Origin of the sequence: Pantoea sp. AG702, assembly GCF_003182295.1 — a bacterium.
GTDB classification, from domain to species: domain Bacteria; phylum Pseudomonadota; class Gammaproteobacteria; order Enterobacterales; family Enterobacteriaceae; genus Pantoea; species Pantoea ananatis.
This window is the reverse complement of record NZ_QGTU01000002.1, coordinates 500,788-523,345: the sequence shown is the minus strand read 5'-3', so window position 1 is coordinate 523,345 and position 22,558 is coordinate 500,788. Positions and strand designations below refer to the sequence as shown.

At 53.8% G+C, this 22,558-nt stretch carries 16 protein-coding genes; 2 read left to right on the top strand and 14 right to left on the bottom strand.

The genetic code is table 11. The annotated features are described in order from the left end of the window. Positions 1 to 89: 89 nt before the first annotated feature. Both DFO57_RS08770 and DFO57_RS08765 read right to left on the bottom strand, forming a co-directional pair. Positions 90 to 1,229, bottom strand: coding sequence for a porin (locus DFO57_RS08770; RefSeq protein ID WP_014592892.1), 1,140 nt, complete (start codon positions 1,227 to 1,229; stop codon positions 90 to 92). A 262-nt stretch (positions 1,230 to 1,491) separates the two neighbouring features. Beyond that, positions 1,492 to 2,379, bottom strand: coding sequence for a LysR family transcriptional regulator (locus tag DFO57_RS08765; protein WP_110015276.1), 888 nt, complete (start codon positions 2,377 to 2,379; stop codon positions 1,492 to 1,494). Between the two features lie 95 nt (positions 2,380 to 2,474). Here DFO57_RS08765 and DFO57_RS08760 point away from each other — a divergent pair, with 95 nt between their 5' ends. Then, positions 2,475 to 3,533 carry an SDR family oxidoreductase gene (locus tag DFO57_RS08760; protein WP_013024571.1) on the top strand — a complete coding sequence of 353 codons (1,059 nt, stop codon included), beginning with the start codon at positions 2,475 to 2,477 and terminating at the stop codon, positions 3,531 to 3,533. A 181-nt stretch (positions 3,534 to 3,714) separates the two neighbouring features. Here the strand turns inward: DFO57_RS08760 and DFO57_RS08755 are convergent, their stop codons facing one another. The 9 genes from DFO57_RS08755 to ribF all read right to left on the bottom strand — a co-directional run bounded on the left by DFO57_RS08755 (position 3,715) and on the right by ribF (position 16,865). Next, entirely contained in the window at positions 3,715 to 4,614 is a 900-nt protein-coding gene (locus DFO57_RS08755) for a transcriptional regulator (protein ID WP_029570998.1), read from the bottom strand. Between the two features lie 679 nt (positions 4,615 to 5,293). Next, positions 5,294 to 8,524 (bottom strand): carbamoyl-phosphate synthase large subunit, encoded by a 3,231-nt coding sequence (gene carB / locus DFO57_RS08750; protein ID WP_110015275.1) that lies wholly within the window; start codon positions 8,522 to 8,524, stop codon positions 5,294 to 5,296. Between the two features lie 13 nt (positions 8,525 to 8,537). Then, positions 8,538 to 9,686 (bottom strand): glutamine-hydrolyzing carbamoyl-phosphate synthase small subunit, encoded by a 1,149-nt coding sequence (gene carA / locus DFO57_RS08745; protein ID WP_014606611.1) that lies wholly within the window; start codon positions 9,684 to 9,686, stop codon positions 8,538 to 8,540. 469 nt (positions 9,687 to 10,155) lie between these two features. Next, positions 10,156 to 10,971 (bottom strand): 4-hydroxy-tetrahydrodipicolinate reductase, encoded by an 816-nt coding sequence (gene dapB, locus DFO57_RS08740; protein ID WP_019106403.1) that lies wholly within the window; start codon positions 10,969 to 10,971, stop codon positions 10,156 to 10,158. Positions 10,972 to 11,181: 210 nt separating this feature from the next. Next, a complete protein-coding gene (ispH, locus tag DFO57_RS08735; RefSeq protein WP_014592886.1) occupies positions 11,182 to 12,132 on the bottom strand; it encodes a 4-hydroxy-3-methylbut-2-enyl diphosphate reductase in 951 nt (316 codons plus the stop codon). Beyond that, entirely contained in the window at positions 12,113 to 12,583 is a 471-nt protein-coding gene (gene fkpB, locus DFO57_RS08730) for an FKBP-type peptidyl-prolyl cis-trans isomerase (protein ID WP_014592885.1), read from the bottom strand. The genes ispH and fkpB overlap by 20 nt, the downstream gene beginning before the upstream one ends. 3 nt (positions 12,584 to 12,586) lie before the next feature. Further along, positions 12,587 to 13,090: a signal peptidase II gene (gene lspA / locus DFO57_RS08725; RefSeq protein ID WP_013024564.1), complete on the bottom strand. Its 504-nt coding sequence runs from the start codon at positions 13,088 to 13,090 to the stop codon at positions 12,587 to 12,589. Next, entirely contained in the window at positions 13,090 to 15,909 is a 2,820-nt protein-coding gene (gene ileS, locus DFO57_RS08720) for an isoleucine--tRNA ligase (RefSeq protein ID WP_013024563.1), read from the bottom strand. Before ileS ends, lspA begins: the two co-directional genes overlap by 1 nt. Before the next feature lie 29 nt (positions 15,910 to 15,938). Next, complete coding sequence (gene ribF, locus DFO57_RS08715; RefSeq protein ID WP_028714806.1) at positions 15,939 to 16,865, bottom strand: bifunctional riboflavin kinase/FAD synthetase; 927 nt, start codon at positions 16,863 to 16,865, stop codon at positions 15,939 to 15,941. A 317-nt stretch (positions 16,866 to 17,182) separates the two neighbouring features. Between ribF and rpsT the strand changes: the two genes are divergently transcribed. Then, positions 17,183 to 17,446 carry a 30S ribosomal protein S20 gene (gene rpsT, locus DFO57_RS08705; RefSeq protein ID WP_006117633.1) on the top strand — a complete coding sequence of 88 codons (264 nt, stop codon included), beginning with the start codon at positions 17,183 to 17,185 and terminating at the stop codon, positions 17,444 to 17,446. A gap of 447 nt (positions 17,447 to 17,893) precedes the next feature. Here the strand turns inward: rpsT and nhaA are convergent, their stop codons facing one another. The 3 genes from nhaA to dnaK form a co-directional block, all read right to left on the bottom strand. Then, positions 17,894 to 19,072, bottom strand: a complete 1,179-nt coding sequence (gene nhaA / locus DFO57_RS08700; protein ID WP_013024560.1) for a Na+/H+ antiporter NhaA — start codon at positions 19,070 to 19,072, stop codon at positions 17,894 to 17,896. A 262-nt stretch (positions 19,073 to 19,334) separates the two neighbouring features. After that, on the bottom strand, positions 19,335 to 20,480 hold the full coding sequence (gene dnaJ / locus DFO57_RS08695; protein ID WP_013024559.1) for a molecular chaperone DnaJ: 1,146 nt from the start codon (positions 20,478 to 20,480) through the stop codon (positions 19,335 to 19,337). Between the two features lie 102 nt (positions 20,481 to 20,582). After that, a complete protein-coding gene (dnaK, locus tag DFO57_RS08690; protein WP_013024558.1) occupies positions 20,583 to 22,493 on the bottom strand; it encodes a molecular chaperone DnaK in 1,911 nt (636 codons plus the stop codon). Positions 22,494 to 22,558: the final 65 nt, after the last annotated feature.

The following is a 22,558-nucleotide window of genomic DNA, read 5'->3' as shown; positions in this document are numbered from 1 at the left end:
AGCCCACCGCAAAAGTCGCCAGATAATGGCGTCACCTCGCTATAAATCATGATAATAAAAACGGCTCCCTGGGGAGCCGTTGTGTGTCATCAGAAATCGTAGCGGAAACGAACCAGGTTCATATCGCCCTGATTGTCCGTACTGGAAGTGAAGACATGTTCGTAATCCACACGGAAACCGTAGTCCAGGAATAACGTTACGCCCAGGCCATTGTCAATGCGCTGGTAGTTGCGGCCATTCACGTATTCTAAACGGTCGCCCATCACATAAGGCTGAACGGCTTTGACACCATATTGCGCCACCGGGATTTTGTATCCGGCGTAATATTCGATGCCCCAGGCATCGTCCGCAAAATAGTTATTCACGTTGCGCTGTTTGGTCGTCAGGAAGTTTTGATACCAGCCACCGCCTGCTGACAGTGTCCAGTTACCCGGCGTCCAGCTCAGTGCTGTGCCAAAAATGTTTTGGTCGTAATCTTTATTGTTGCCCGTGACCGGATCACGCATGCTGGCGCGGGTGTAGTTCCAGGCCGTGCCCCATGCCAGCGTTGGCGTAATGTTGTAATTCACGCCCAGCGAACCGCCGCCCTGACGCTTGTAGCGCAGTCCATTGCCCGGCAAATATTCGTTATCGCTAAACAGGTAAGAGGCATAAAGATCAACTGCACCATAACTGTTTTTGTATTTCAGCTGCTTACGAGAACGGTATGAACCGTCGTAATCACCGTTAATGCCGTTACCCGGTGCCTGGGCCAGCATGTCGTAATCCCAGATATCCGTCTTGGCACCTACAACGTCGTAATAAACGCTGTTCTGCTGACCGAAGGTCAACTGGCCCCAGGTTTTACTTTTCAGGCCGGTATAGAGCTGGCGGCGCGTGGTTTCATGCGCCCCTTCAGCGTAGTGATTATCCCAGTTGAATACGGCCGGAATGTTAACGCCCAGCTCGTAGTAGCTGGTCCAACTGATATCGTCGAACAGGTAGTAATCCGCGCTAAAGCGGAAACGTGAACCACCGTCAAAGCCATTACGCTTATAGGATTTATCATTCACGCCGGTTTGATGGTTAAACTGAGGACGAATACTGCCACCGAATTTAAAATCGAGACGGCTAAGGGGATCGCCTGCTTGTGGGTCTTGTTTGAGAAGAGTGATTTCAGCCTGGCTGGAAAAAGACGCCAGAGCCAGGAGTGCAGCCACTGCACTCAGTGAAAAAGAACGCGCTTTCATTGTTATAACTATCCTGTTTACGCTCTAATAATGAGCGAGCCGGATATTACAGCGGTCAATGTCAGCCTGGTAGTTTTTTGTATTATAGATTTGTGCGAATGAGCAGATTGGGCATGATTGGCTAAAAATTAAATCAAATTTATTTGAGATTGCTGCCGCTTACCCCAGTATGAACGGGTTGATACAGCGCCAGTGGGCCGCATCAGCAGCCTGACTGAGAATGCGTTACATCGCCGGTCTTCCCTTTGGCTGTGAGCCGTGTTTAGTTTGCCCCTGGCAGATCGACCAGCACTTTTTCGATTAACGCGACGATGCCTCTAATCCTGGGAGGGATAAAGCGCGCATCCGGGAAAACAGCATACACAAAGCGATCGGCATAGCGATACGCTGGCAACACCCTGATAAGCGAGCCGGATTTCAACGCCTCAGTTGCAAGGGGTAATTGCATACCGCCTACACCGATTCCCGCCTGCAACGCCTGTAATAACCCTTCACTGCTATTGGCCCTGAAGGCTGTCTTTACGGCCAGTTCTACGGTTTCATCGCCCCTGACAAGCCGCAATGGCGCAGACTCGGCAATGCTGCTGAAACGCACGTGCGGTTGGCACATCAATGCATCCAGTGAATTGAGCGGCGGGAAATCCGGTGATGCGAAAAGCGGTGTTTCAATACGCGCGATTTTCCGTGCCGGATACACTTCCGGCGCATCCTGAGTAAGGCGGAACGCCACATCCACGCCTTCTCTGGCCAGGTCGGATATCCTGTCATCAAGCGAGAGCGTCAGATGCAAACCCGGATTCGCTTTTTGCAATCCGAGCAGATGAGGAAGAAACAAACGCCCTAATCCGCCCGGGAGTTGAACGTTTATCTTGCCCTGCCATTGCTGTGCGGCAGGGGATAGCTGGTTCTCGACCGCCTGCATTGCCTCAAGTATGGGCTGCATCTTACGCCGGTAATATTCTCCTTGCGCTGTCAGTACCCTCACCCGCGTCGTCCTGTGCAGCAGCACTACGCCGAGTTCAGCCTCAAGCGCGGCGATCTGCTGGCTGACCGCAGACTGTTTGATATTCAACTGGCGTGCTGCCTCAGAAAAAGACCCCGCCTCAGCCACGCGTAAAAACGTTCGAATGGCATTGAGCTTGTTATTCATTTACGCATTTCTCTTATAAGTGACATCAGCGTTCGGGGATACCGACAAAAAACAATTTATAGCAGGCTGTCTGCAACCAAACTGGAGGACAAAAAATGTCACAGAAGCCTCAATCTAAAGTCGCACTGGTTGCGGGTGCAAGCGGTATTGTCGGCAGCAAACTGGTTAAAACGCTGTTGCAGAATGAATGGCAGGTTATTGGATTGTCTCGCGCAGGAGGCGCTCACCGGGGCACGGTGCCGTTTGTTAACGTCGATCTGCTCAATGAAAAAGACACTGCACGCGCCCTCAAGCCCCTTCGGCACGTTACCCACATTTTCTACAGCGCCTGGCTTAATGCCGCGAGCTGGCGGGAAATGGTTGAACCCAACGTCACCATGTTACGTAACCTGGTCACTCAGGTTGAGAACGTGGCTCCGCTGGAAACGGTGAGCCTGATGCAGGGCTACAAAATTTACGGCGCTCATCTTGGCCCGTTCAAAACCCCCGCCAGAGAAAGCGATGCCGCTATTCCCGGCGCCGAATTCAATACGGCGCAACAGGACTGGCTGTGCCGCTTTCAGCATCATAAAACCTGGCACTGGCATGCACTTCGTCCTGGCGTTGTCGGCAGCGCGTTAACCGGCAATACCATGAATCTTGCGCTGAGTATCGCGATATATGCTTCACTGTGCAAAGCGCAAAATCTGCCCCTGCGCTTTCCAGGGTCGCAGCGCACCTGGCACAGCATTATCGATCACACCGATGATAGCTTATTGTCTGCCGCCACCCTGTGGGCATCAACCGCATCCTCCGCCAGGAATCAGGCATTTAACATCAATAACGGTGATATCTGGCGATGGTGTGAGCTCTGGCCCCTCATTGCAGGCTGGTTTGAACTGGAGACGGCGCCCCCGGTTGCGTTGTCATTTCAGCAGCTTTTCGGCGATTACCGCAGGACATGGCATGCCCTGGCGGAAAAAAAACAGCTGGTTGAGGCTGACATCATGAGGCTGAGTGACGGTCAGTTCGCCGATTTTGTCTTTAGCTGGGATTACGATATGTTTGGTGATGGCAGCAAACTGAGGCGGGCAGGGTTTACCGAATTTTGCGCCACGGATGAGATGTTTATCCGCCTGTTTACTCAGTTCAGGATGGCGAACATTATTCCCTGAGGCATGCAGCGAGCCATTTTCCCCTGCCGCAGCGCTGGCAGGGGAGCATTGATCAATCGCGCTTCGCAGGCAAAAGCCGCCCACGGGAGCGGAAAAACAGGGCCATCAGGCACCTGGTCGAATCACGCTAAACTGGCTTCACGACGCAGAGGTATGTCAACGCGCCGACAGAACGGATCAATCAGATGATGACCCGGCCGTTATTAACCGAATGGCACCAGCGGTTTTTATAGTCTCCGGACATCGAACCGTAGGAGTAATGAAGAGGAAGCTGCTTTTCTGCTGCTTCCTGATACAAGGCTGTCAGGTTCTTCCACATCAGCATTGTCCCCACCGCGCCAGCATTGCTGTCTATCCGGTAGCCAATATTAATAAAATCAACGAACATCCCGGCACTGCTCGAGACAGAAAGCAGGAGCTGCAGTGCAACAGGTTCATTATGCAGGAACATCATATAGCCTTTGAAACAGGGCTGAAACTCCCGGAAAAACGCTTTATTAATGGCCCTCTCCGCGATGGCCTGATTGCGTCTCGCCTGATAGAGAATCTCAAACACCTCAAAAATATGTTCCCCGTCAAGCTGGCTGACATTGAGAAAACTCCCCCCGTCATTGAGAAACTTTCTGAGCTCTCTCTCCCGTGTCGAGACCGTTTTACGGGAAAAGTCGGCGACAGGGCTCTTGGTAAAAGCGGCATGGCTCTTACTAAACAGGCTATAGGAGGTATTGAGGAAGCGATGACGCTGCAAATGATGTAGCGACTTGCACCGGAAAGGTAAAAGCACCTTTTTCGACGCCTCGTTGCAAAACGGCACATAGACAGAGGTTGAGGGAGCCAGTAGCGCGGGAAGCGAACGCTGCCGATGTCTGCCATCGTTGGCAAGCCAGCCCTTTTCAACGCAGACGCTCCCCATCGTTTTCCCTTTCCTTTGATAAGAATAAAAGTCAAAGGACTGCCCACATCGCATTTTAAAGGCAATAAATTCCGGTGCGGACTCGCAGTTATAACCAAAATGATTACAGGCTCTTTGATAATCCTCAAAAGAGCACTGCCCCCATCTGAAAAACTTGGGAATAAACATGTCAGGCGCTAACTCTTAATCAAGCATGTAAACTTCAGAGAAGCGAATGGGTTCTCTGGATATGTAAACCATGAAAAATACAGGGTATTTTAAAGATAAGCGCTGCGGCTGAACAGGTGATTATCGAGCACTGTAAGCAGTAATGCGGGTTTGTTTAAAATCGGTTGAGCAACGATCAAATAGCGAAAATACAGTAGAACGTTAAGAAACAGATCGTAAATAATTAAAAATATTAATGCATATTTAAACATCAAGGCATCAATATTTAAAAAACCTATTTAATTAAAGTCTGTTTACTCAGAAACGTTCATGAGCCTGAAAAGAATATTAAAAAAATACCGGTTTATTCGAAATGTCGCGCTGACCTGAGAATCGCTGCCCAGAAACAGGGTTCATCCCGTTCCGTTGGGAACAGACTGCTTTCTGACCAACCCCAGACTCACCAACCATTCTAAAGGCGATGCCCTTTTTTACAGGCGGCGCTTGCCGCAGGCAGGTACAGCCTCCACGCTGCCCGCTAAGACAGAAACGCACTCAGCGGAGGGTGATCTGTACCCGTGCCTGTAGAACCGCTCAGTTCAGGCCCGATCTCTCAAAAAAAAGCCCCTGCGAGGAGCGTTAAGCCAGCACACTGGCAAATCGTCCCACCGCAGGGGCTATTACCGCCACTCAGCCAGCGCTATTTGTGCGCAAGGATCTGCGCATGCATTTCCTGTACTGAAATCACTTTTTCAGTCGGGTCGGCGTTTAGCGCCATGGCCGTTGCAAAACCCCCGTTTAGCGTAGTGTCGTAATGAACTTTGTATTGCAGCGCACTACGACGAATCAGCTTGGAGTCTTCAATAGCCTGGCGGCCTGCCGTGGTATTCACGATGTAGGCATATTCGCCGTTTTTCAGCCGGTCCTGAATATGTGGACGACCTTCGTGAACCTTGTTAACCAGGCGAGGATTAATGCCCGCTTCCCCCAACACCACGGCGGTGCCATGAGTGGCATCCAGCTCAAAGCCAAACTTCTGCAACTTCGCGGCCAGGTCAACGATACGTTTCTTATCGCCCTCACGGACCGACAGCAGCGCGCGTCCGGTTTTCTTCATGTTGCTTTGCGCACCCAGCATCGCTTTGGCAAAGGCCTCTGCAAAGGTACGGCCCACGCCCATGACTTCACCGGTTGAGCGCATTTCTGGCCCCAGAATGGGGTCAACGCCCTGGAACTTGTTAAACGGCAGCACCACTTCCTTGACAGAGTAGTAAGGCGGAATCACCTCTTCGGTGACGCCCTGCTCTGCCAGCGTTTTGCCTGCCATCACGCGTGCGGCGACTTTCGCCAGCGGTACGCCCGTCGCTTTTGACACAAAAGGAACGGTACGCGCAGCACGTGGGTTAACTTCAATCAGGTAGACTTCATTGTCTTTCACCGCGAACTGCACGTTCATTAAGCCGCGAACGTTCAGCTCAAACGCCAGCTTTTCAACCTGCTGACGCATTACGTTTTGAATATCCTGGCTCAGCGTGTAGGCCGGCAGAGAACAGGCCGAGTCACCTGAGTGAACGCCTGCCTGCTCAATGTGCTCCATGATGCCGCCGATCAGTACACGCTCACCATCACAGATGGCATCCACATCGACTTCTACAGCATCGTCAAGGAAGCGATCCAGCAAGACCGGCGCATCGTTAGAAACCGACACCGCCGTCTGGAAATAACGCTTCAGGTCTATTTCGTCGTAGACGATTTCCATCGCACGTCCGCCCAGCACGTACGAGGGACGGACCACCAGCGGATAACCAATCCCGGCAGCTTTTTCTACCGCCTGCTCCAGGGTGGCAACGGTGGCGTTGGCAGGCTGCTTCAGGTTCAGGCGGTCAACGGCCTGCTGGAAGCGTTCGCGGTCTTCTGCCCGATCAATCGCATCCGGGCTGGTCCCGATGACCGGTACGCCAGCGGCTTCCAGTGCGCGAGCCAGTTTCAGCGGCGTTTGACCACCGTACTGCACAATCACCCCTTTCGGTTTTTCGATGCGGACGATTTCCAGCACGTCTTCAAGCGTTACCGGCTCGAAGTAAAGGCGGTCAGAGGTGTCATAATCCGTGGAGACGGTTTCCGGGTTACAGTTCACCATGATGGTTTCGAAACCGTCTTCGCGCAGTGCCAGTGCCGCATGAACACAACAGTAGTCAAACTCAATGCCCTGGCCGATACGGTTTGGTCCACCACCCAGCACCATGATCTTGTCACGATCCTGGTTAGGATTCGCTTCGCACTCTTCCTCATAGGTAGAGTACATATAGGCTGTATCGGTCGAGAATTCTGCCGCGCAGGTATCCACCCGCTTGTAAACCGGATGCAGATTGTGATGCTGACGTAGCTTACGAATTTCACCTTCTGCCACGCCCACCAGTGAGGCCAGGCGCGCATCGGCAAAACCTTTGCGCTTCAGCGTGCGCAGGAAATCGGCGTTCAGCCCGTTCACGCCTTCGCGCGCTACCTGCTCTTCAAGACGAACCAGCTCTTCAATCTGCACCAGGAACCAGCGGTCAATATTGGTGAGATTGAATACGCCGTCCACCGACATCCCGGCACGGAAGGCATCGGCGATGTACCAGATCCGATCGGAACCGGCATCTTTCAGCTCACGACGGATACGGGTTAAGGCTTCCGCATCGTCAAGGTGGACTTTCGGATCAAAACCATTCGCGCCAACCTCCAGGCCGCGCAGCGCTTTCTGCACCGACTCCTGGAAGGTACGACCAATCGCCATGACTTCGCCCACTGACTTCATCTGCGTGGTCAGACGGTCATTCGCACCAGCAAACTTTTCAAAGTTGAAGCGAGGAATTTTTGTGACGACATAATCGATTGAAGGCTCAAACGAGGCCGGCGTCCGTCCACCGGTAATGTCGTTCATCAGCTCATCGAGCGTAAAGCCAACCGCCAGTTTTGCCGCCACTTTCGCGATCGGGAAGCCGGTTGCTTTGGAGGCCAGCGCCGAGGAACGTGACACGCGCGGGTTCATCTCGATCACGATCAGACGACCATTTTTCGGGTTCACCGCAAACTGTACGTTGGAGCCGCCGGTTTCCACACCAATCTCACGCAGCACCGCCAGCGAGGCGTTACGCATAATCTGGTACTCTTTGTCGGTCAGCGTCTGCGCGGGCGCAACCGTGATGGAGTCGCCCGTGTGGATCCCCATGGCATCAAAGTTTTCAATTGAGCAGACAATGATGCAGTTGTCGTTTTTGTCACGCACCACTTCCATCTCATACTCTTTCCAGCCAATCAGCGATTCGTCAATTAACAGCTCGTTGGTTGGGGAAAGGTCGAGGCCGCGTTCACAGATCTCTTCAAACTCTTCGCGGTTATACGCGATACCGCCGCCGGTGCCGCCCATGGTAAAAGACGGACGGATAATGCAGGGAAAGCCCACATCGGCCGCCACTGCCAGCGCTTCATCCATGGTATGCGCGATACCGGAGCGCGCGGTATCCAGACCGATGCTTTTCATCGCCACGTCAAAACGACGACGGTCTTCTGCTTTATTAATAGCGTCTGCGGTTGCACCAATCATGGTGACGCCGAATTCTTCCAGCACGCCCTGACGCTCCAGCTCCAGCGCACAGTTCAACGCTGTCTGGCCGCCCATGGTGGGCAGCACCGCATCCGGGCGCTCTTTTTCAATGATTTTACGTACCACTTCCCAGTGAATCGGCTCAATGTAGGTTGCATCGGCCATTTCCGGGTCGGTCATAATGGTGGCCGGGTTGGAGTTCACCAGAATGACGCGGTAACCCTCTTCACGCAGGGCTTTACACGCCTGTGCACCGGAATAGTCGAATTCGCAGGCCTGACCGATCACAATCGGACCGGCACCAAGAATCAGGATGGATTTTATGTCTGTACGTTTTGGCATGATTAGCTCCTGATTACTTTGCTTTCGAACGGAATGCGTCAATCAACTCAATAAAGTGGTCAAACAGCGGTGCAGCATCACCCGGTCCCGGGCTGGCTTCCGGATGGCCCTGGAAGCTAAACGCAGGCTTATCGGTGCGGTGGATGCCCTGCACCGTCTTATCGAACAAGGAGATATGCGTCACACGCAGGTTCGCAGGCAGATTCGCCTCATCCACCGCGAAGCCGTGGTTCTGCGCCGTGATCATGACGCGGTTGTTGTCCAAATCTTTAACTGGATGGTTGCCGCCGTGGTGGCCCAGCTTCATTTTGACGGTTTTCGCGCCGCTGGCCAGGGCCAGCAGTTGGTGGCCCAGGCAAATACCAAACACCGGGATATCAGTTTTCAGGAAGGCCTGAATCGCCTCAATGGCATAATCGCAGGGCTCAGGATCGCCAGGGCCGTTAGAGAGGAAGATACCGTCCGGATTCATCGCCAGGACCGTTTCTGCTGGCGTTTTGGCCGGCACCACTGTCAGGCGGCAGCCGCGGTCCACCAGCATACGCAGGATGTTGCGTTTCGCGCCGTAATCATAAGCGACGACGTGGTAAGGCAGTGCTTCTGCCTGTTTCTGTTCTGGCAAATCCCCTTCCAGTGTCCAGCTCCCCTGCTGCCAGGCATAGGTTTCAGCCGTCGTCACTTCCTTTGCCAGATCCATGCCTTTCAGGCCAGGGAAAGCCTGCGCTTTTTGTAAGGCCAGAGCCGCATCCAGATTATCGCCTGCAATAATGCAGCCGTTCTGCGCGCCCTTTTCCCGTAACAGTCGCGTCAGCTTGCGCGTATCAATATCGGCAATCGCCACGATGTTATTGCGCTGCAGATAAGCCGATAAGCTTTCTTCGCTACGGTAGTTGCTGGCAATCAGCGGCAGGTCACGAATGACCAGGCCCTGCGCATGGATTTGACTGGATTCTTCATCGGCGGCGTTAGCACCAACATTGCCGATATGGGGATAAGTGAGAGTAACAATCTGGCGGGAATAGGAGGGATCAGTGAGGATTTCTTGATAACCGGTCATTGACGTATTGAAAACGACTTCCCCCACTGCCGACCCTGTAGCCCCGATGGCCCGACCGTGGAATTGGGTTCCGTCTTCCAGAACCAAGAGCGCTGACTTAATCAAAACATCCTCCAGGGAATAAACAGTCACAATATCTGCATATTAATTCAAAATAGTGATCTGAATCAATGCAAAAACTGCCTGAGTGGTCAATTTTTGGCAAATTGCGCGCATTCTAATGATCGTCCTGATACTTGTCCACCCTGAAGCAACATTTTTAACATCTTTTCAGGCTCAGAGCGAAAATGAAGAGGATAAGCGTTAAAAACAGGGGTAAACACAGCCGAATAAACGTTTGCCGATCGCAGTCGATGTTTATTCCGGGAAAACCACCTGCTAATTTTGACCAAATGGTCAAAATTAGCAGGTTTACTGAGAAGCGAAAGGAAGAAAAACCCGACTTTCATTCATCACAATGAAAAAACAGGTCAAAGTGACTATTTTTTAGATAAAATTAAGGGCAATTAAAAAATTGCCCTTCTCAATCAAGTTATTAGCGATTGAAATCACCACATCACACAGGTAAAAATCATTACAAACTTGATAAATCCAGCACGTCACGCATATCGTAAAGCCCGGTTTTATTCTCACTCACCCAAATGGCAGCCTTTACGGCGCCATTGGCAAAGGTCATGCGACTGGACGCCTTGTGCGTTATCTCTATGCGTTCCCCTTCGTCGGCAAATAACGCGGTATGCTCTCCGACAATGTCTCCTGCCCGCACAGTGGCAAAACCAATGGTATTCGCTTTGCGCTCACCGGTATGGCCCTCACGGCTGTAAACGGCATGTTCATCCAGTTTCCAGTCCATCGCCTCTGCAATCGCCTCGCCCATCGCCAGCGCCGTGCCGGAGGGCGCATCCACCTTGTGGCGATGATGCGCTTCAATAATTTCAATATCCGCATAATCGCCCATCACTTTGGCGGCTTTCTCCAGCAGCTTCAGGACCAGATTAACGCCTACGCTAAAGTTAGCGGCAAACACAATGCCAATATCCGCCGCCGCGTCGCGAATCGCTGCTTTACCGGCGTCATCAAAGCCTGTCGTACCGATGATCATGGCTTTGCGGTGCTCACGACAGATGGCAAGGTATTCCAGCGTTCCTTCAGGGCGGGTGAAATCAATCACGACGTCAAAATCATCGACGACGGCGCGTAAGTCATCTCTCAGGGTAACGCCAGCGTGGCCGATACCGGCCAGTTCACCTGCGTCGCTGCCGATCAACGAGGATCCCGGTCGGGCTAACGCTGCGCCCAGCTCAACGCCTTCCAGCTGAGCAACCGCCTGAATCAGATTGCGCCCCATGCGCCCCGGCGCGCCCACGATGGCAATGCGGATATTCTTCATATTTATTCATTCCTAAAACAAATCTATGCATGCAAGCGCAATCAGGTTAACCATGAGATAACAACTGCGCCACTCTTTCTCGGGGATAATAAGAATTTTTATGCCAGGTGGGGCGGATTATCAGTAAAAGCAATTTCCGCCGCCGCCGCCCGGTCTGAAAAGCAAAAAGGCCGAACAGAGTCGGCCTTTTCATTGCTTAACGTGTGCGGATTACTGCACGTTGCGGACGTCAACCCGCAACTCTTTGGGCACTTCAAACACAATGTTTTCTTCCCGCCCTTCCAGCACTCTCGCTTCACCACCGCCCAAGGCCTGCAGGCGACTAATCACGTTCTGAACCAGAATATCGGGAGCCGAAGCGCCCGCCGTTACGCCAACACAATCGACAGAAACCACCCACTCAGGCTGAATGTCCGCCGCATCATCAATCAGATACGCCGCTTTGCCCATGCGCTGGGCCAGTTCGGCCAGGCGATTGGAGTTAGAGGAGTTTTTCGATCCGACTACCAGTACCACATCGGCCTGCTCGGCCATCGCCCGTACGGCTTCCTGACGGTTGGTGGTGGCATAACAAATATCATCTTTACGTGGGCCCACGATTTTCGGGAAGCGAGCGCGCAGCGCATCAATCACTTCCGACGTGTCATCCACCGACAGCGTCGTCTGGGTCATAAAGGACAGGCGGTTGTCATCTTTAACGTCCAGCTTCCAGACGTCCTCCGGCGACTCCACCAGGTACATCCCACCTTTAGGGTTGTTGTACTGCCCCATGGTGCCTTCCACTTCCGGATGGCCCGCGTGGCCAATCAGCACCGATTCTTCACCCCGACGGCTGGCGCGGGCCACTTCCATATGCACCTTGGTCACCAGCGGGCAGGTGGCATCAAAGACGGTGAGATCACGCCCTTTTGCTTCATTGCGTACCGCCTGCGAGACGCCGTGGGCAGAGAAAATCAGGATAGCGCCATCAGGCACTTCCGCGATCTGCTCAATAAAGATCGCGCCGCGCTGGCGCAGGCTGTCCACCACGTAGCGGTTATGAACCACTTCGTGCCGGACGTACACCGGCGCACCAAACAGCGTTAGTGCGTTTTCAACAATGCTGATGGCGCGATCTACACCTGCACAAAAACCCCGTGGATTAGCCAGCAGAATTTGCATTGTTCGCCTCCAGTACCGGATCGATATCCAGCACTTCAATATCAAACTGAACGCGGTGGCCTGCCAGCGGATGGTTAAAATCCACGGTGATTGAATCACCGGAAATTTCCCGAATCACGCCCGGCATTTCACTACCGCCCATTCCGGTAAACAGCATGATGGCGCCAATCTCAGGCTCTCCCGTGTCAATAAAATCACGGCGGGAAAAGTACTGGATAAGATCGGGGCTGACGCTACCAAACGCGTCTTCTGGTGCCAGCGTGAATTGATGTTTTTCACCCGGCGTCAATCCCAACAGTGCCTGCTCCAGCGCGCCGGACAGGCTACCGTCGCCGAGACGAAACAGCGCAGGTTTACCGTTGGCACGAGTGGATTCCGCCACTGAGCCGTCTTCCAGCTTCATGACGAAATGCAACAATACCGCGCTGTCGCCCTGTACAGACTCAGTCATGGTTTACCCTTTTTTAACCTGCTTGCTGGAAGGATTGAAAAAGCCCTCCAGCACCACCAACGCGGCCCCGATACAGATGCCGCAGTCAGCGATATTAAATGTAGCAAAGTGCCAGTTACCGACGTAGAAATCGATAAAATCTACCACAAAGCCATGATATGAACGGTCAAACAGATTGCCCACTGCGCCGCCAATGATTAAGGCATAGGCGATATTGGCGATCTTCTGACTGGCGCTGTTGCGGTACATCATGACCAGTAACGACACCACGATCGCCAGGGCAATGCCGGCAAAGAACCAGCGCTGCCAGCCGCCTTTATCCGCGAGGAAGCTGAACGCCGCGCCATAGTTATGCGCATAGAACAGGTTAAGGAACGGCATCAGCGGCTGCGTTTCATGCAGCATCATGTTGTTCATGACCCACTGCTTGCTGACGAAATCAACAACGATAACAACCAGCACCAGCCACAGCCAGCGCAATCCGGTGGAGAAAACAGGTCTACTCATCAGGCAAACTTACGCTCTTCGCCGTTGCCGGCTACGTTGGTGTAACAGCGACCGCACACCGCAGCGTGCTCCGGATTCTGACCGACGTCAGTCGTGTAGTGCCAGCAGCGCGGGCATTTCTCGCCTTCTGCCTTATGCAGGCCGATTTTCAGCCCTTTTACCAGTTCGCTCTGCTGCGCTTCAGCCTCTGCCTCTGCGTAATCAGCGACCTGAGCACCGGAGGTCAACAGCACAAAACGCAGTTCGTTACCTAACGCCTGCAGTTTCGTCGCCAGGTCCGCGTCGGCATACAGAGTAACGGACGCTTCCAGCGCGCCACCGATACGTTTGTCGCTACGCGCCTGCTCGATCACCTTGTTCACTTCACCGCGTACTTTCAGCAGTTCTGCCCAGTACGCATCGTTCAGCGCTTCGTTTTCTGGCAGACCAAACAGGCCGGTATACCACTCTTCAGTGAAGACATACTTCGCCCGATCGCCTGGCAGATAGCCCCAGATTTCGTCGGCCGTGAAAGACATGATCGGTGCCATCCAGCGTACCAGCGCTTCAACAATGTGCCACAGCGCTGACTGGCAGCTACGGCGGGCCAGGCTGTCGCCTTTCGCGGTGTACTGACGATCTTTAATGATATCCAGGTAGAAGGAGCCCATCTCGATGGAGCAGAACTGCATCAGGCGCTGAATCACTTCGTGGAAATCGTAGTGCTCGTAAGAGGCGATGATATCCGCCTGCGCCGCCTGCGCACGTCCCACCGCCCAGCGATCGACCACCACCATCTCTTCCGGTTTAACCAGATCGGTGGCCGGGTTAAAGCCGCTCAGGTTGGCTAACAGGAAGCGCGCGGTGTTACGAATACGACGATAGGCATCCGCAGAGCGTTTCAGAATTTCATCGGATACCGCCATCTCACCCGAGTAATCGGTAGAAGCAACCCACAGGCGCAGAATGTCCGCACCCAGCTTGTCCATGACATCCTGGGGTGCAACGGTATTGCCGATGGATTTGGACATCTTGCGGCCCTGACCATCGACGGTAAAGCCGTGCGTCAGTACCTGGCGATAAGGCGCTTTGCCTTTCATCGCGGTCGAGATCATCAGCGACGACATAAACCAGCCACGATGCTGATCGGAACCTTCCAGATACATATCCGGTGTATTGCCACCAAATTCCGGGCGGGCATCCACGACCGAATAGCTGGTGGAACCTGAGTCAAACCAGACGTCCAGCGTGTCCGGCACCTTCACGTAGTGGTCAGCATCGTCGCCCATCAGATCGCGCGGATCGAGATCCCACCATGCCTGGATGCCATCCTGTTCAACGCGCTGCGCCACTTTTTCCATCAGCGCCAGGGTATCCGGATGCAGGGCTTCGGTTTCTTTGTGTACGAACAGCGCCATTGGCACGCCCCAGGTACGCTGGCGGGAAATACACCAGTCAGGCCGGTTGGCAACCATGGACTCAATGCGCGCCTGACCCCAGTCCGGGATCCACTGCACGCCTTTGATCTCCTGCAATGACTGAGCACGCAGGCCTTTCTGATCCATGCTGATAAACCACTGCGGCGTGGCACGGAAGATAATCGGGGTTTTATGGCGCCAGCAGTGTGGGTAGCTGTGCAGCAGTTTTTCAACGTGCAGCAATGCGCCTTTCTCTTTCAGCAGCTCAACGATCATATCATTGGCTTTAAAGACGTTAACGCCGTCGAGTCCCGGATACGTACCCGGCAGGTAGGCACCATCAGGGCCGACCGGGTTAGCCGTTTCCAGACCATATTTCTGACCAATCACGTAGTCATCCGGGCCGTGGCCTGGCGCGGTATGAACAGCCCCCGTACCGGCATCCAGCGTGACGTGCTCACCTAATACGACTTTGGACTGGATCTGCTCAAGCAGAGGATGCTGGAACAGCTGCAATTCCAGGGCCGCGCCCTGACATTCGCCCAGCACGGTCCAGTCGCTGACGCCCGCGCGTTTCATGACGCTCTCAACCAGATCTTTTGCCAGGATCAGGCTACGTCCTGCAATCTGCACCAGCTGATAGGTGAACTCGGGATGCAGTGAAATACCGCGGTTAGCCGGAATGGTCCACGGGGTGGTCGTCCAGATCACCAGCGAAACCGGGCCTTCTGAGGCGGTCACACCGAAGGCTGCGCGCGCCCTGTCCGCATCAACGGCATTGAACATCACATCGATGGAGGGGGAGGTTTTGTCGTAGTATTCCACTTCGGCTTCCGCCAGAGCAGAACGGCAATCCATGCACCAGTGCACCGGCTTGGCGCCTTTGTGCAAGTGGCCATTGCCGATGATTTTACCCAGCGCACGGATGATATTGGCTTCGGTGGTGAAGTCCATGGTGAGGTAAGGACGATCCCAGTCGCCCAGCACGCCCAGGCGAATAAAGTCGGCTTTCTGCCCTTCAACCTGTTCGGCGGCATACTGACGGCAGGCGGCGCGGAATTCGGCGGCGCTGACTTTTTCGCCCGGCTTGCCGATCATCTGCTCAACTTTATGCTCGATAGGCAAACCGTGACAGTCCCAGCCTGGCACATACGGCGAGTCGTAACCTGCCATGCCTTTAGACTTCACAATAATGTCTTTCAGAATCTTGTTAACAGAGTGACCAATATGAATGCTGCCGTTCGCATAAGGAGGGCCATCATGCAGGATAAAGGTTTTTTTCCCTTTCTTGGCTTCGCGGATGATGCCGTACAGGTTGTCATCATACCAACGTTGCAGCATTCCCGGTTCGCGCTTGGCCAGATCGCCACGCATGGGGAACCCCGTTTCCGGCAAATTCAGGGTTGATTTATAGTCACTCATCAGATTCTCGATTCCGTTTTTCGCTCAGGTTACAGACCAAAAAATTGTCGGGCCGTTACCGTATCTTTCGCAATTTGCTCTTTCAACGCATCCAGTGAAGCAAAGCGCTGCTCGTTTCGTATTTTCTGCTTCAACACCACATCAATGTGGCGACCATAGAGATCCATATTGATGTCCAACAGGTGAACTTCAAGCTGTTGGCGCAAACCTTTTACCGTCGGGCGGGTGCCGATATTGGCAACGCCAGGCAGGGGTTGTGGCCCCAGCCCATGGACTTCCACCGCATAAACGCCTTTAACCGGCGACACGCAGCGGCGTAAAGGAAGATTAGCCGTAGGGAACCCCAGCGTACGTCCGAGTGCATCACCGTGCACGACGCGCCCAGAGATACTGAAAGGATGGCCCAGCAGCGACTGCGCCAGCGCTAAGTTGTCCTCGGCCAGTGCCTGACGCACCGCCGTGCTGCTGATGCGCTTACCGCTGTCACAAAAGGTTTCTGTGCTGACCACATCAAAGCCATACTGGGCGCCGGCTTTCTGTAATAGCAGGAAATCCCCCTGGCGACCAGCGCCAAAGCGGAAATCATCCCCGACGGCAAGATAGTTCACGCCCAGCTTGTTCACCAGCAGTTCGCTGATAAAACTCTGCGCCGACAACGCGGCAAAGCGATGGTCAAAACGCACGCACAGCACGGAGTCCACGCCGATTTCTGCCAGATATTTTAGCTTCTCTCGCAAGCGAGTGAGCCTGGCGGGTGCGCTTTCGCCCGCAAACAGTTCAAGCGGCTGGGGTTCAAACACCATCACCATCACTGGCAGGTTACGTTTCCGTCCCTCTTCCAGCAACCGCCCCATCAGCGCCTGATGACCGCGGTGCACACCATCGAAATTACCAATGGTCAAAACGCAGCCGTGATGCTGCGCGTTAAGATTATGAATACCGCGGATAAACTTCATGGCTGACTCAAACCGGTGGAAATCGGCGGATTATACCCTCGAAAGCCGCCAAGGTTAACCCGTGAACACGCCTTTCATGCGTTACAGGCCGTATTTACTGCCTTGCAAAGCCGCTGAGAGAATTTTGTTGCGAAATACTGTATTCAGGGAGCGGAAGCTGGTAGAATCTTGCGCCATCAAATACGTAACCGAGTGTCATACAGGTTATCACTTGTAAACGACGCTTATTTGCACAAATCCATTGACAACAGAAGGTCCAAAAGGCATAGTCCTCGGCCTTTGATTTGTCTCTATCGAACATATTTGGGAGTTGGACCTTGGCTAATATCAAATCAGCTAAGAAACGTGCCGTAACATCTGAGAAACGTCGCAAGCATAACGCAAGCCGTCGCTCTATGATGCGTACCTTCGTTAAGAAAGTATACGCGGCGATCGCTTCAGGCGACAAAGCTGCTGCGCAGAACGCATTTAATGAAATGCAACCAATTGTGGACCGTCAGGCTGCTAAAGGTCTGATCCACAAAAACAAAGCTGCACGTTATAAAGCAAACCTGACTGCACAGATCAACAAACTGGCTTAATCGCCATTTGTTCATCGCTTTGTTGAAAGAACCGGCGCTAAGCCGGTTTTTTTATGCCTGCTGTTTAGCGCCGCCAGGCGACTGTCTCTTCATGACTTTATCTTCCTGACTTTATCTTCCAGCCCTGCCCTGCCATGCCAGACAACCCACCGCCTCTGCACTGCTCTCAACCTGCCGAACAATGCTGCCCCAGGTTCAGGCTCGTAGCGCTCCGGACAGCCTCTCTCACGAGCCCTCCTTCGGGTTATCAGGTCCAGGGTGAACAGAGAAGGTCAATCACGGCGTCCTTGCGAGTTCAGACCGGCCGCAGAGAAACGCGATAACAGCCAGTCAACGCGCAATGTCATCGTGGGTCACAGGCCATATTGAGATGTTGAGATGTTGAGATGTTGAGACAGGAAACAGCATTGCTGCAACACCGGATGAACGTGTTGCAGCAATGGATTTTTATCGCAGCTTGATTCGCAATAAGGTGTAACCCAGAACGGCGGAAAGCAACGAACCGCTGAGGATACCCAGCTTAGAGAACGTCACTAACTGCTCGTGGGCAGCGTCAAAGGCCAGCGAACTGATAAATATCGACATGGTAAAGCCAATACCGCACAGCACGCCAATCGCCATGATATCGCGAATAGTCGTGCCGCTCGGCAAGGCTGCCAGCCTCAGCTTCACCGCCAGCCAGCAAAACAGCGTAATCCCCAGCGGCTTACCGATTAACAGGCCCAGGATGATGCCCAGCGGCTCTGGTGACAGCACATCGCCAAAGGTGATACCCGTCAGCGAAATGCCAGCGTTAGCAAAGGCAAACAGCGGCAGAATCAGCCAGTTCACCCACGGCATTAATCCGTGTGCCAGATGTTCCGCAGGCGAATGGCCGTCTTTCTCTTCCAGCGGTACAAAGAAGCCCACGATCACGCCCGCCAGCGTAGCATGGACGCCCGATTTCAGCACGGCCGTCCACAGCACTATGCCGACCAGCATATAGATGGCGATATTCCGCACGTTACAGCGGTTCAGCACCGCCAGCACCACGATAGCGCCTGCCGCCACGCTCAGAGACATCACAGACAGATCGCTGGTGTAAAACAGCGCGATGATCACGATGGCACCCAGGTCATCAATAATCGCCAGCGCCATCAGGAATACCTTCAGGGCGGTCGGCACACGGCTGCCAAGCAGGGCAAGGACTCCGAGCGCAAACGCGATATCCGTCGCGGTGGGGATCGCCCAGCCATTTCGGGCAATCTCATCACCGTGGTTAAACAGCAAAAACACCAGTGCCGGTGCCGCCATTCCCCCTAACGCGGCAATCACCGGAAAGATGGCCCGATCGCGGCTGGCGAGTTCGCCTGAGATCAGCTCGCGCTTCACTTCCAGACCAATCAGCAGGAAGAACAGTGCCATCAGGGCGTCGTTGATCCATAGAAGCAGATTTTTACTGATATCCAGTTCGCCGAAGCGAATCTGTACCGGTGTATCCAGCAAAGCCTGGTAGCCCTGGGCGGTGGAAGCGCCATTGGCGAGGATCATAGCGACGACCGCAGCCAGAATGAGCACCATGCCGTTGCTGGCATCGCTCTCAATAAAACTTTTCAGTAAATGCTTAATTCGACGAGGTTTTGACAAAATGCACTCCTCCTGAGCGTAATACAGAATGCTGAGCAGTGTAACGATTCAACGAACCTGATAAAAAGCTTATTTAGTCGCTTTTACATTACGTTAGACTTTTGGCTACAACAGCCCGCGAATGATAACCCGACGGGAGAACCGGATAGCCGTGAAAGGTGCAGAGCTGGTCTGTGCCAGAAACCGTTTCAGCAGTGCAGGACGCAAAAAAAAGCGGAGAGTTTCCTCTCCGCTTTCATCGGGTCTGACGTCAGTAACGCGATTAACGCGTCAGGTCGTCGAAGAATTTCTTCACGCCGTCGAAGAAGCTTTTGGAGCGCGGACTGTTATGCTCGCCGCTGGGCCCACCAAAGCTCTCTTCCAGCTCACGCAGCAACGCTTTCTGCTTGTCGTTCAGGCTGACTGGCGTTTCCACCACCACACGACACAGCAGATCGCCTACCGCACCGCCGCGCACCGACTTCACACCACGCCCGCGCATGCGGAACAGCTTGCCGGTCTGGGTTTCTGCCGGGACTTTCAGCTTCACGCGACCGTCCAGCGTCGGCACTTCAATCTCGCCACCCAGGGCGGCCATCGCGAAGTTAATCGGTACTTCGCAGTAGAGGTTGTTCTCTTCACGCTCGAAGATCGGGTGTTTTTTCACCGACACCTGCACGTACAGATCGCCCGCAGGTGCGCCCTGCTCACCGGCTTCACCTTCGCCGCTCAGACGAATACGGTCGCCCGTATCCACACCGGCAGGAATTTTTACCGACAGGGTTTTCGATTTCTCTACGCGACCGTGCCCGTGACAGGCATTGCACGGATCTTTAATCACCGAGCCGCGACCGTGACAGGTCGGACAAGCCTGCTGTACGGTGAAGAAGCCCTGACGCATCTGTACCTGGCCTGCACCATGACAGGTTGAACAGGTTTGCGGTTTGGTGCCCGCTTTGGCACCACTGCCGTGGCAAACGTCACACTCTTCCAGCGTCGGTATACGGATCTCTTTGGTCACGCCGCGAACCGCTTCTTCCAGCGTCAGCTCCATGTTGTAGCGCAAATCTGCACCACGGGCTGCGCGCTGACGGCGGCCACCACCAAAGATGTCACCGAAAACGTCGCCAAAGATATCGCTGAAATCTGCACCTCCGCCGCCAAAGCCGCCGCCGCCGTATCCGCCACCGCCCATACCACCTTGTTCAAAGGCAGCATGGCCGTACTGATCGTAGGCCGCACGCTTCTGAGGGTCGGTCAGAATCTCGTAGGCTTCTTTCGCTTCTTTAAATTTGGTTTCAGATTCTTTATCACCGGGATTGCGGTCCGGATGATGTTTCATCGCCAGGCGTTTGTAAGCCTTTTTGATTTCACGCTCGTCTGCAGATTTGGCGACGCCTAAAATCTCGTAGTAATCACTCTTCGCCATTTATTTAGCCCTTAACATGATCGCACGGGCGTGGAGAAAACTCCTACGCCCGTGCTGGTTTCAACGGCTGTCAGGGCAACCGTCGCGCCCGGTCAGGGGCAATTATTTCTTATTGTCTTTCACTTCTTCGAATTCAGCATCAACCACGTCGTCATCTTTCTTCGCTGACGCATCGTGGGCATCCGCTGCACCTGCCTGAGACTGCTGTGCCGCTTCCATCAGCTTGCTGGACACTTCCATCAGCGCCTGCATTTTGGCATCGATCTCTGCTTTATCTTCGCCTTTCAGCGCAGTTTCCAGCGCGCTCAGTGCAGCTTCGATAGGCGCTTTATCATCAGCTGACAGCTTGTCGCCCGCTTCATCCAGCTGCTTACGTGTGCTGTGCGCGATCTGGTCACCCTGGTTACGGGTCTGCACCAGCTCTTCGAACTTACGATCAGATTCTGCGTTCGCTTCAGCATCACGAACCATCTTCGCAATCTCGTCCTCGTTCAGGCCGGAAGACGCTTTAATGGTGATCTTCTGCTCTTTACCGCTGTTTTTGTCCTTCGCCGACACGTGCAGGATACCGTCCGCATCGATGTCAAAGGTCACTTCAATCTGCGGCATACCGCGTGGCGCAGCCTGAATGCCGTCCAGGTTAAACTGGCCCAAAGACTTGTTGTCGTTGGCACGCTTGCGTTCACCCTGCAGCACGTGAATCGTTACGGCAGACTGGTTGTCTTCTGCCGTCGAGAACACCTGGCTGTGCTTGGTTGGGATGGTGGTGTTCTTGCTGATCAGCGATGTCATCACGCCACCCATGGTTTCGATACCCAGCGACAGCGGGGTCACGTCCAGCAGCAGAACGTCTTTAACATCACCACCTAACACACCGCCCTGTACCGCAGCACCTACGGCAACCGCTTCGTCCGGGTTCACATCTTTACGTGGCTCTTTACCAAAGAACTCGGTCACTTTCGCCTGAACCAGTGGCATACGTGTCTGACCACCGACCAGGATGACATCGTTGATGTCAGAAACTGACAGTCCGGCGTCCTGCAGTGCCACTTTCAGCGGCTCGATAGAGCGAGCAACCAGATCTTCAACCAGTGATTCCAGTTTAGAACGGGTCACTTTAATGTTCAGGTGCTTAGGACCGGTTGCGTCCGCCGTGATGTACGGCAGGTTAACATCGGTCTGCTGCGCAGAAGACAGCTCGATCTTCGCTTTCTCTGCCGCTTCTTTCAGGCGCTGCATCGCCAGCGGATCGTTGTGCAGATCGATGCCCTGATCTTTCTTAAATTCCGCGACCAGATAGTTGATCAGACGGCTGTCGAAGTCCTCACCACCCAGGTGGGTATCACCGTTGGTTGCCAGCACTTCAAAGGTTTTCTCGCCATCAACTTCATCGATTTCGATGATAGAGATATCGAATGTACCGCCACCCAGGTCATAGACCGCGATCGTGCGGTTGCCCTGGCCTTTATCCAGACCGTAAGCCAGTGCCGCGGCGGTAGGTTCGTTAATGATACGTTTAACTTCCAGACCTGCGATACGGCCGGCATCTTTGGTTGCCTGACGCTGCGCATCGTTGAAGTAGGCTGGAACAGTGATAACCGCTTCAGTCACTGGCTCACCCAGGAAATCTTCAGCCGTTTTCTTCATCTTTTTCAGGACTTCCGCAGAAATCTGCGGCGGTGCCATTTTCTGGCCTTTCACTTCCAGCCATGCGTCGCCGTTATCGGCACCCACAATTTTGTATGGCATGATTTTGATATCACGCTGCACTTCTTCGTCCTGGAAGCGACGGCCGATCAGGCGCTTAATCGCAAACAGGGTATTCTGCGGGTTAGTGACGGCCTGACGTTTAGCCGGTTGTCCGACCAGAGTTTCCCCATCCTGGGTGTAAGCGATGATCGAAGGCGTGGTGCGATCGCCTTCCGCGTTTTCGAGTACGCGCGCTTTGGTGCCGTCCATGACCGCAACACAAGAGTTGGTTGTACCCAGGTCAATACCAATAATCTTACCCATCTAAACATCTCCCACTTAAATTCGTTGCCAGTTTGGGTTGTGAACCTTTTATGTGGGCAGGTTGT

Excerpts from the sequence above, each read along its gene's own strand:
- DFO57_RS08770 (WP_014592892.1), bottom strand. The coding sequence starts at position 1,229 with ATGAAAGCGCGTTCTTTTTCACTGAGTGCAGTGGCTGCACTCCTGGCT.
- DFO57_RS08765 (WP_110015276.1), bottom strand. The coding sequence starts at position 2,379 with ATGAATAACAAGCTCAATGCCATTCGAACGTTTTTACGCGTGGCTGAG.
- DFO57_RS08760 (WP_013024571.1), top strand. The coding sequence starts at position 2,475 with ATGTCACAGAAGCCTCAATCTAAAGTCGCACTGGTTGCGGGTGCAAGC.
- DFO57_RS08755 (WP_029570998.1), bottom strand. The coding sequence starts at position 4,614 with ATGTTTATTCCCAAGTTTTTCAGATGGGGGCAGTGCTCTTTTGAGGAT.
- carB (WP_110015275.1), bottom strand. The coding sequence starts at position 8,524 with ATGCCAAAACGTACAGACATAAAATCCATCCTGATTCTTGGTGCCGGT.
- dapB (WP_019106403.1), bottom strand. The coding sequence starts at position 10,971 with ATGAAGAATATCCGCATTGCCATCGTGGGCGCGCCGGGGCGCATGGGG.
- ispH (WP_014592886.1), bottom strand. The coding sequence starts at position 12,132 with ATGCAAATTCTGCTGGCTAATCCACGGGGTTTTTGTGCAGGTGTAGAT.
- fkpB (WP_014592885.1), bottom strand. The coding sequence starts at position 12,583 with ATGACTGAGTCTGTACAGGGCGACAGCGCGGTATTGTTGCATTTCGTC.
- lspA (WP_013024564.1), bottom strand. The coding sequence starts at position 13,090 with ATGAGTAGACCTGTTTTCTCCACCGGATTGCGCTGGCTGTGGCTGGTG.
- ileS (WP_013024563.1), bottom strand. The coding sequence starts at position 15,909 with ATGAGTGACTATAAATCAACCCTGAATTTGCCGGAAACGGGGTTCCCC.
- ribF (WP_028714806.1), bottom strand. The coding sequence starts at position 16,865 with ATGAAGTTTATCCGCGGTATTCATAATCTTAACGCGCAGCATCACGGC.
- dnaJ (WP_013024559.1), bottom strand. The coding sequence starts at position 20,480 with ATGGCGAAGAGTGATTACTACGAGATTTTAGGCGTCGCCAAATCTGCA.
- dnaK (WP_013024558.1), bottom strand. The coding sequence starts at position 22,493 with ATGGGTAAGATTATTGGTATTGACCTGGGTACAACCAACTCTTGTGTT.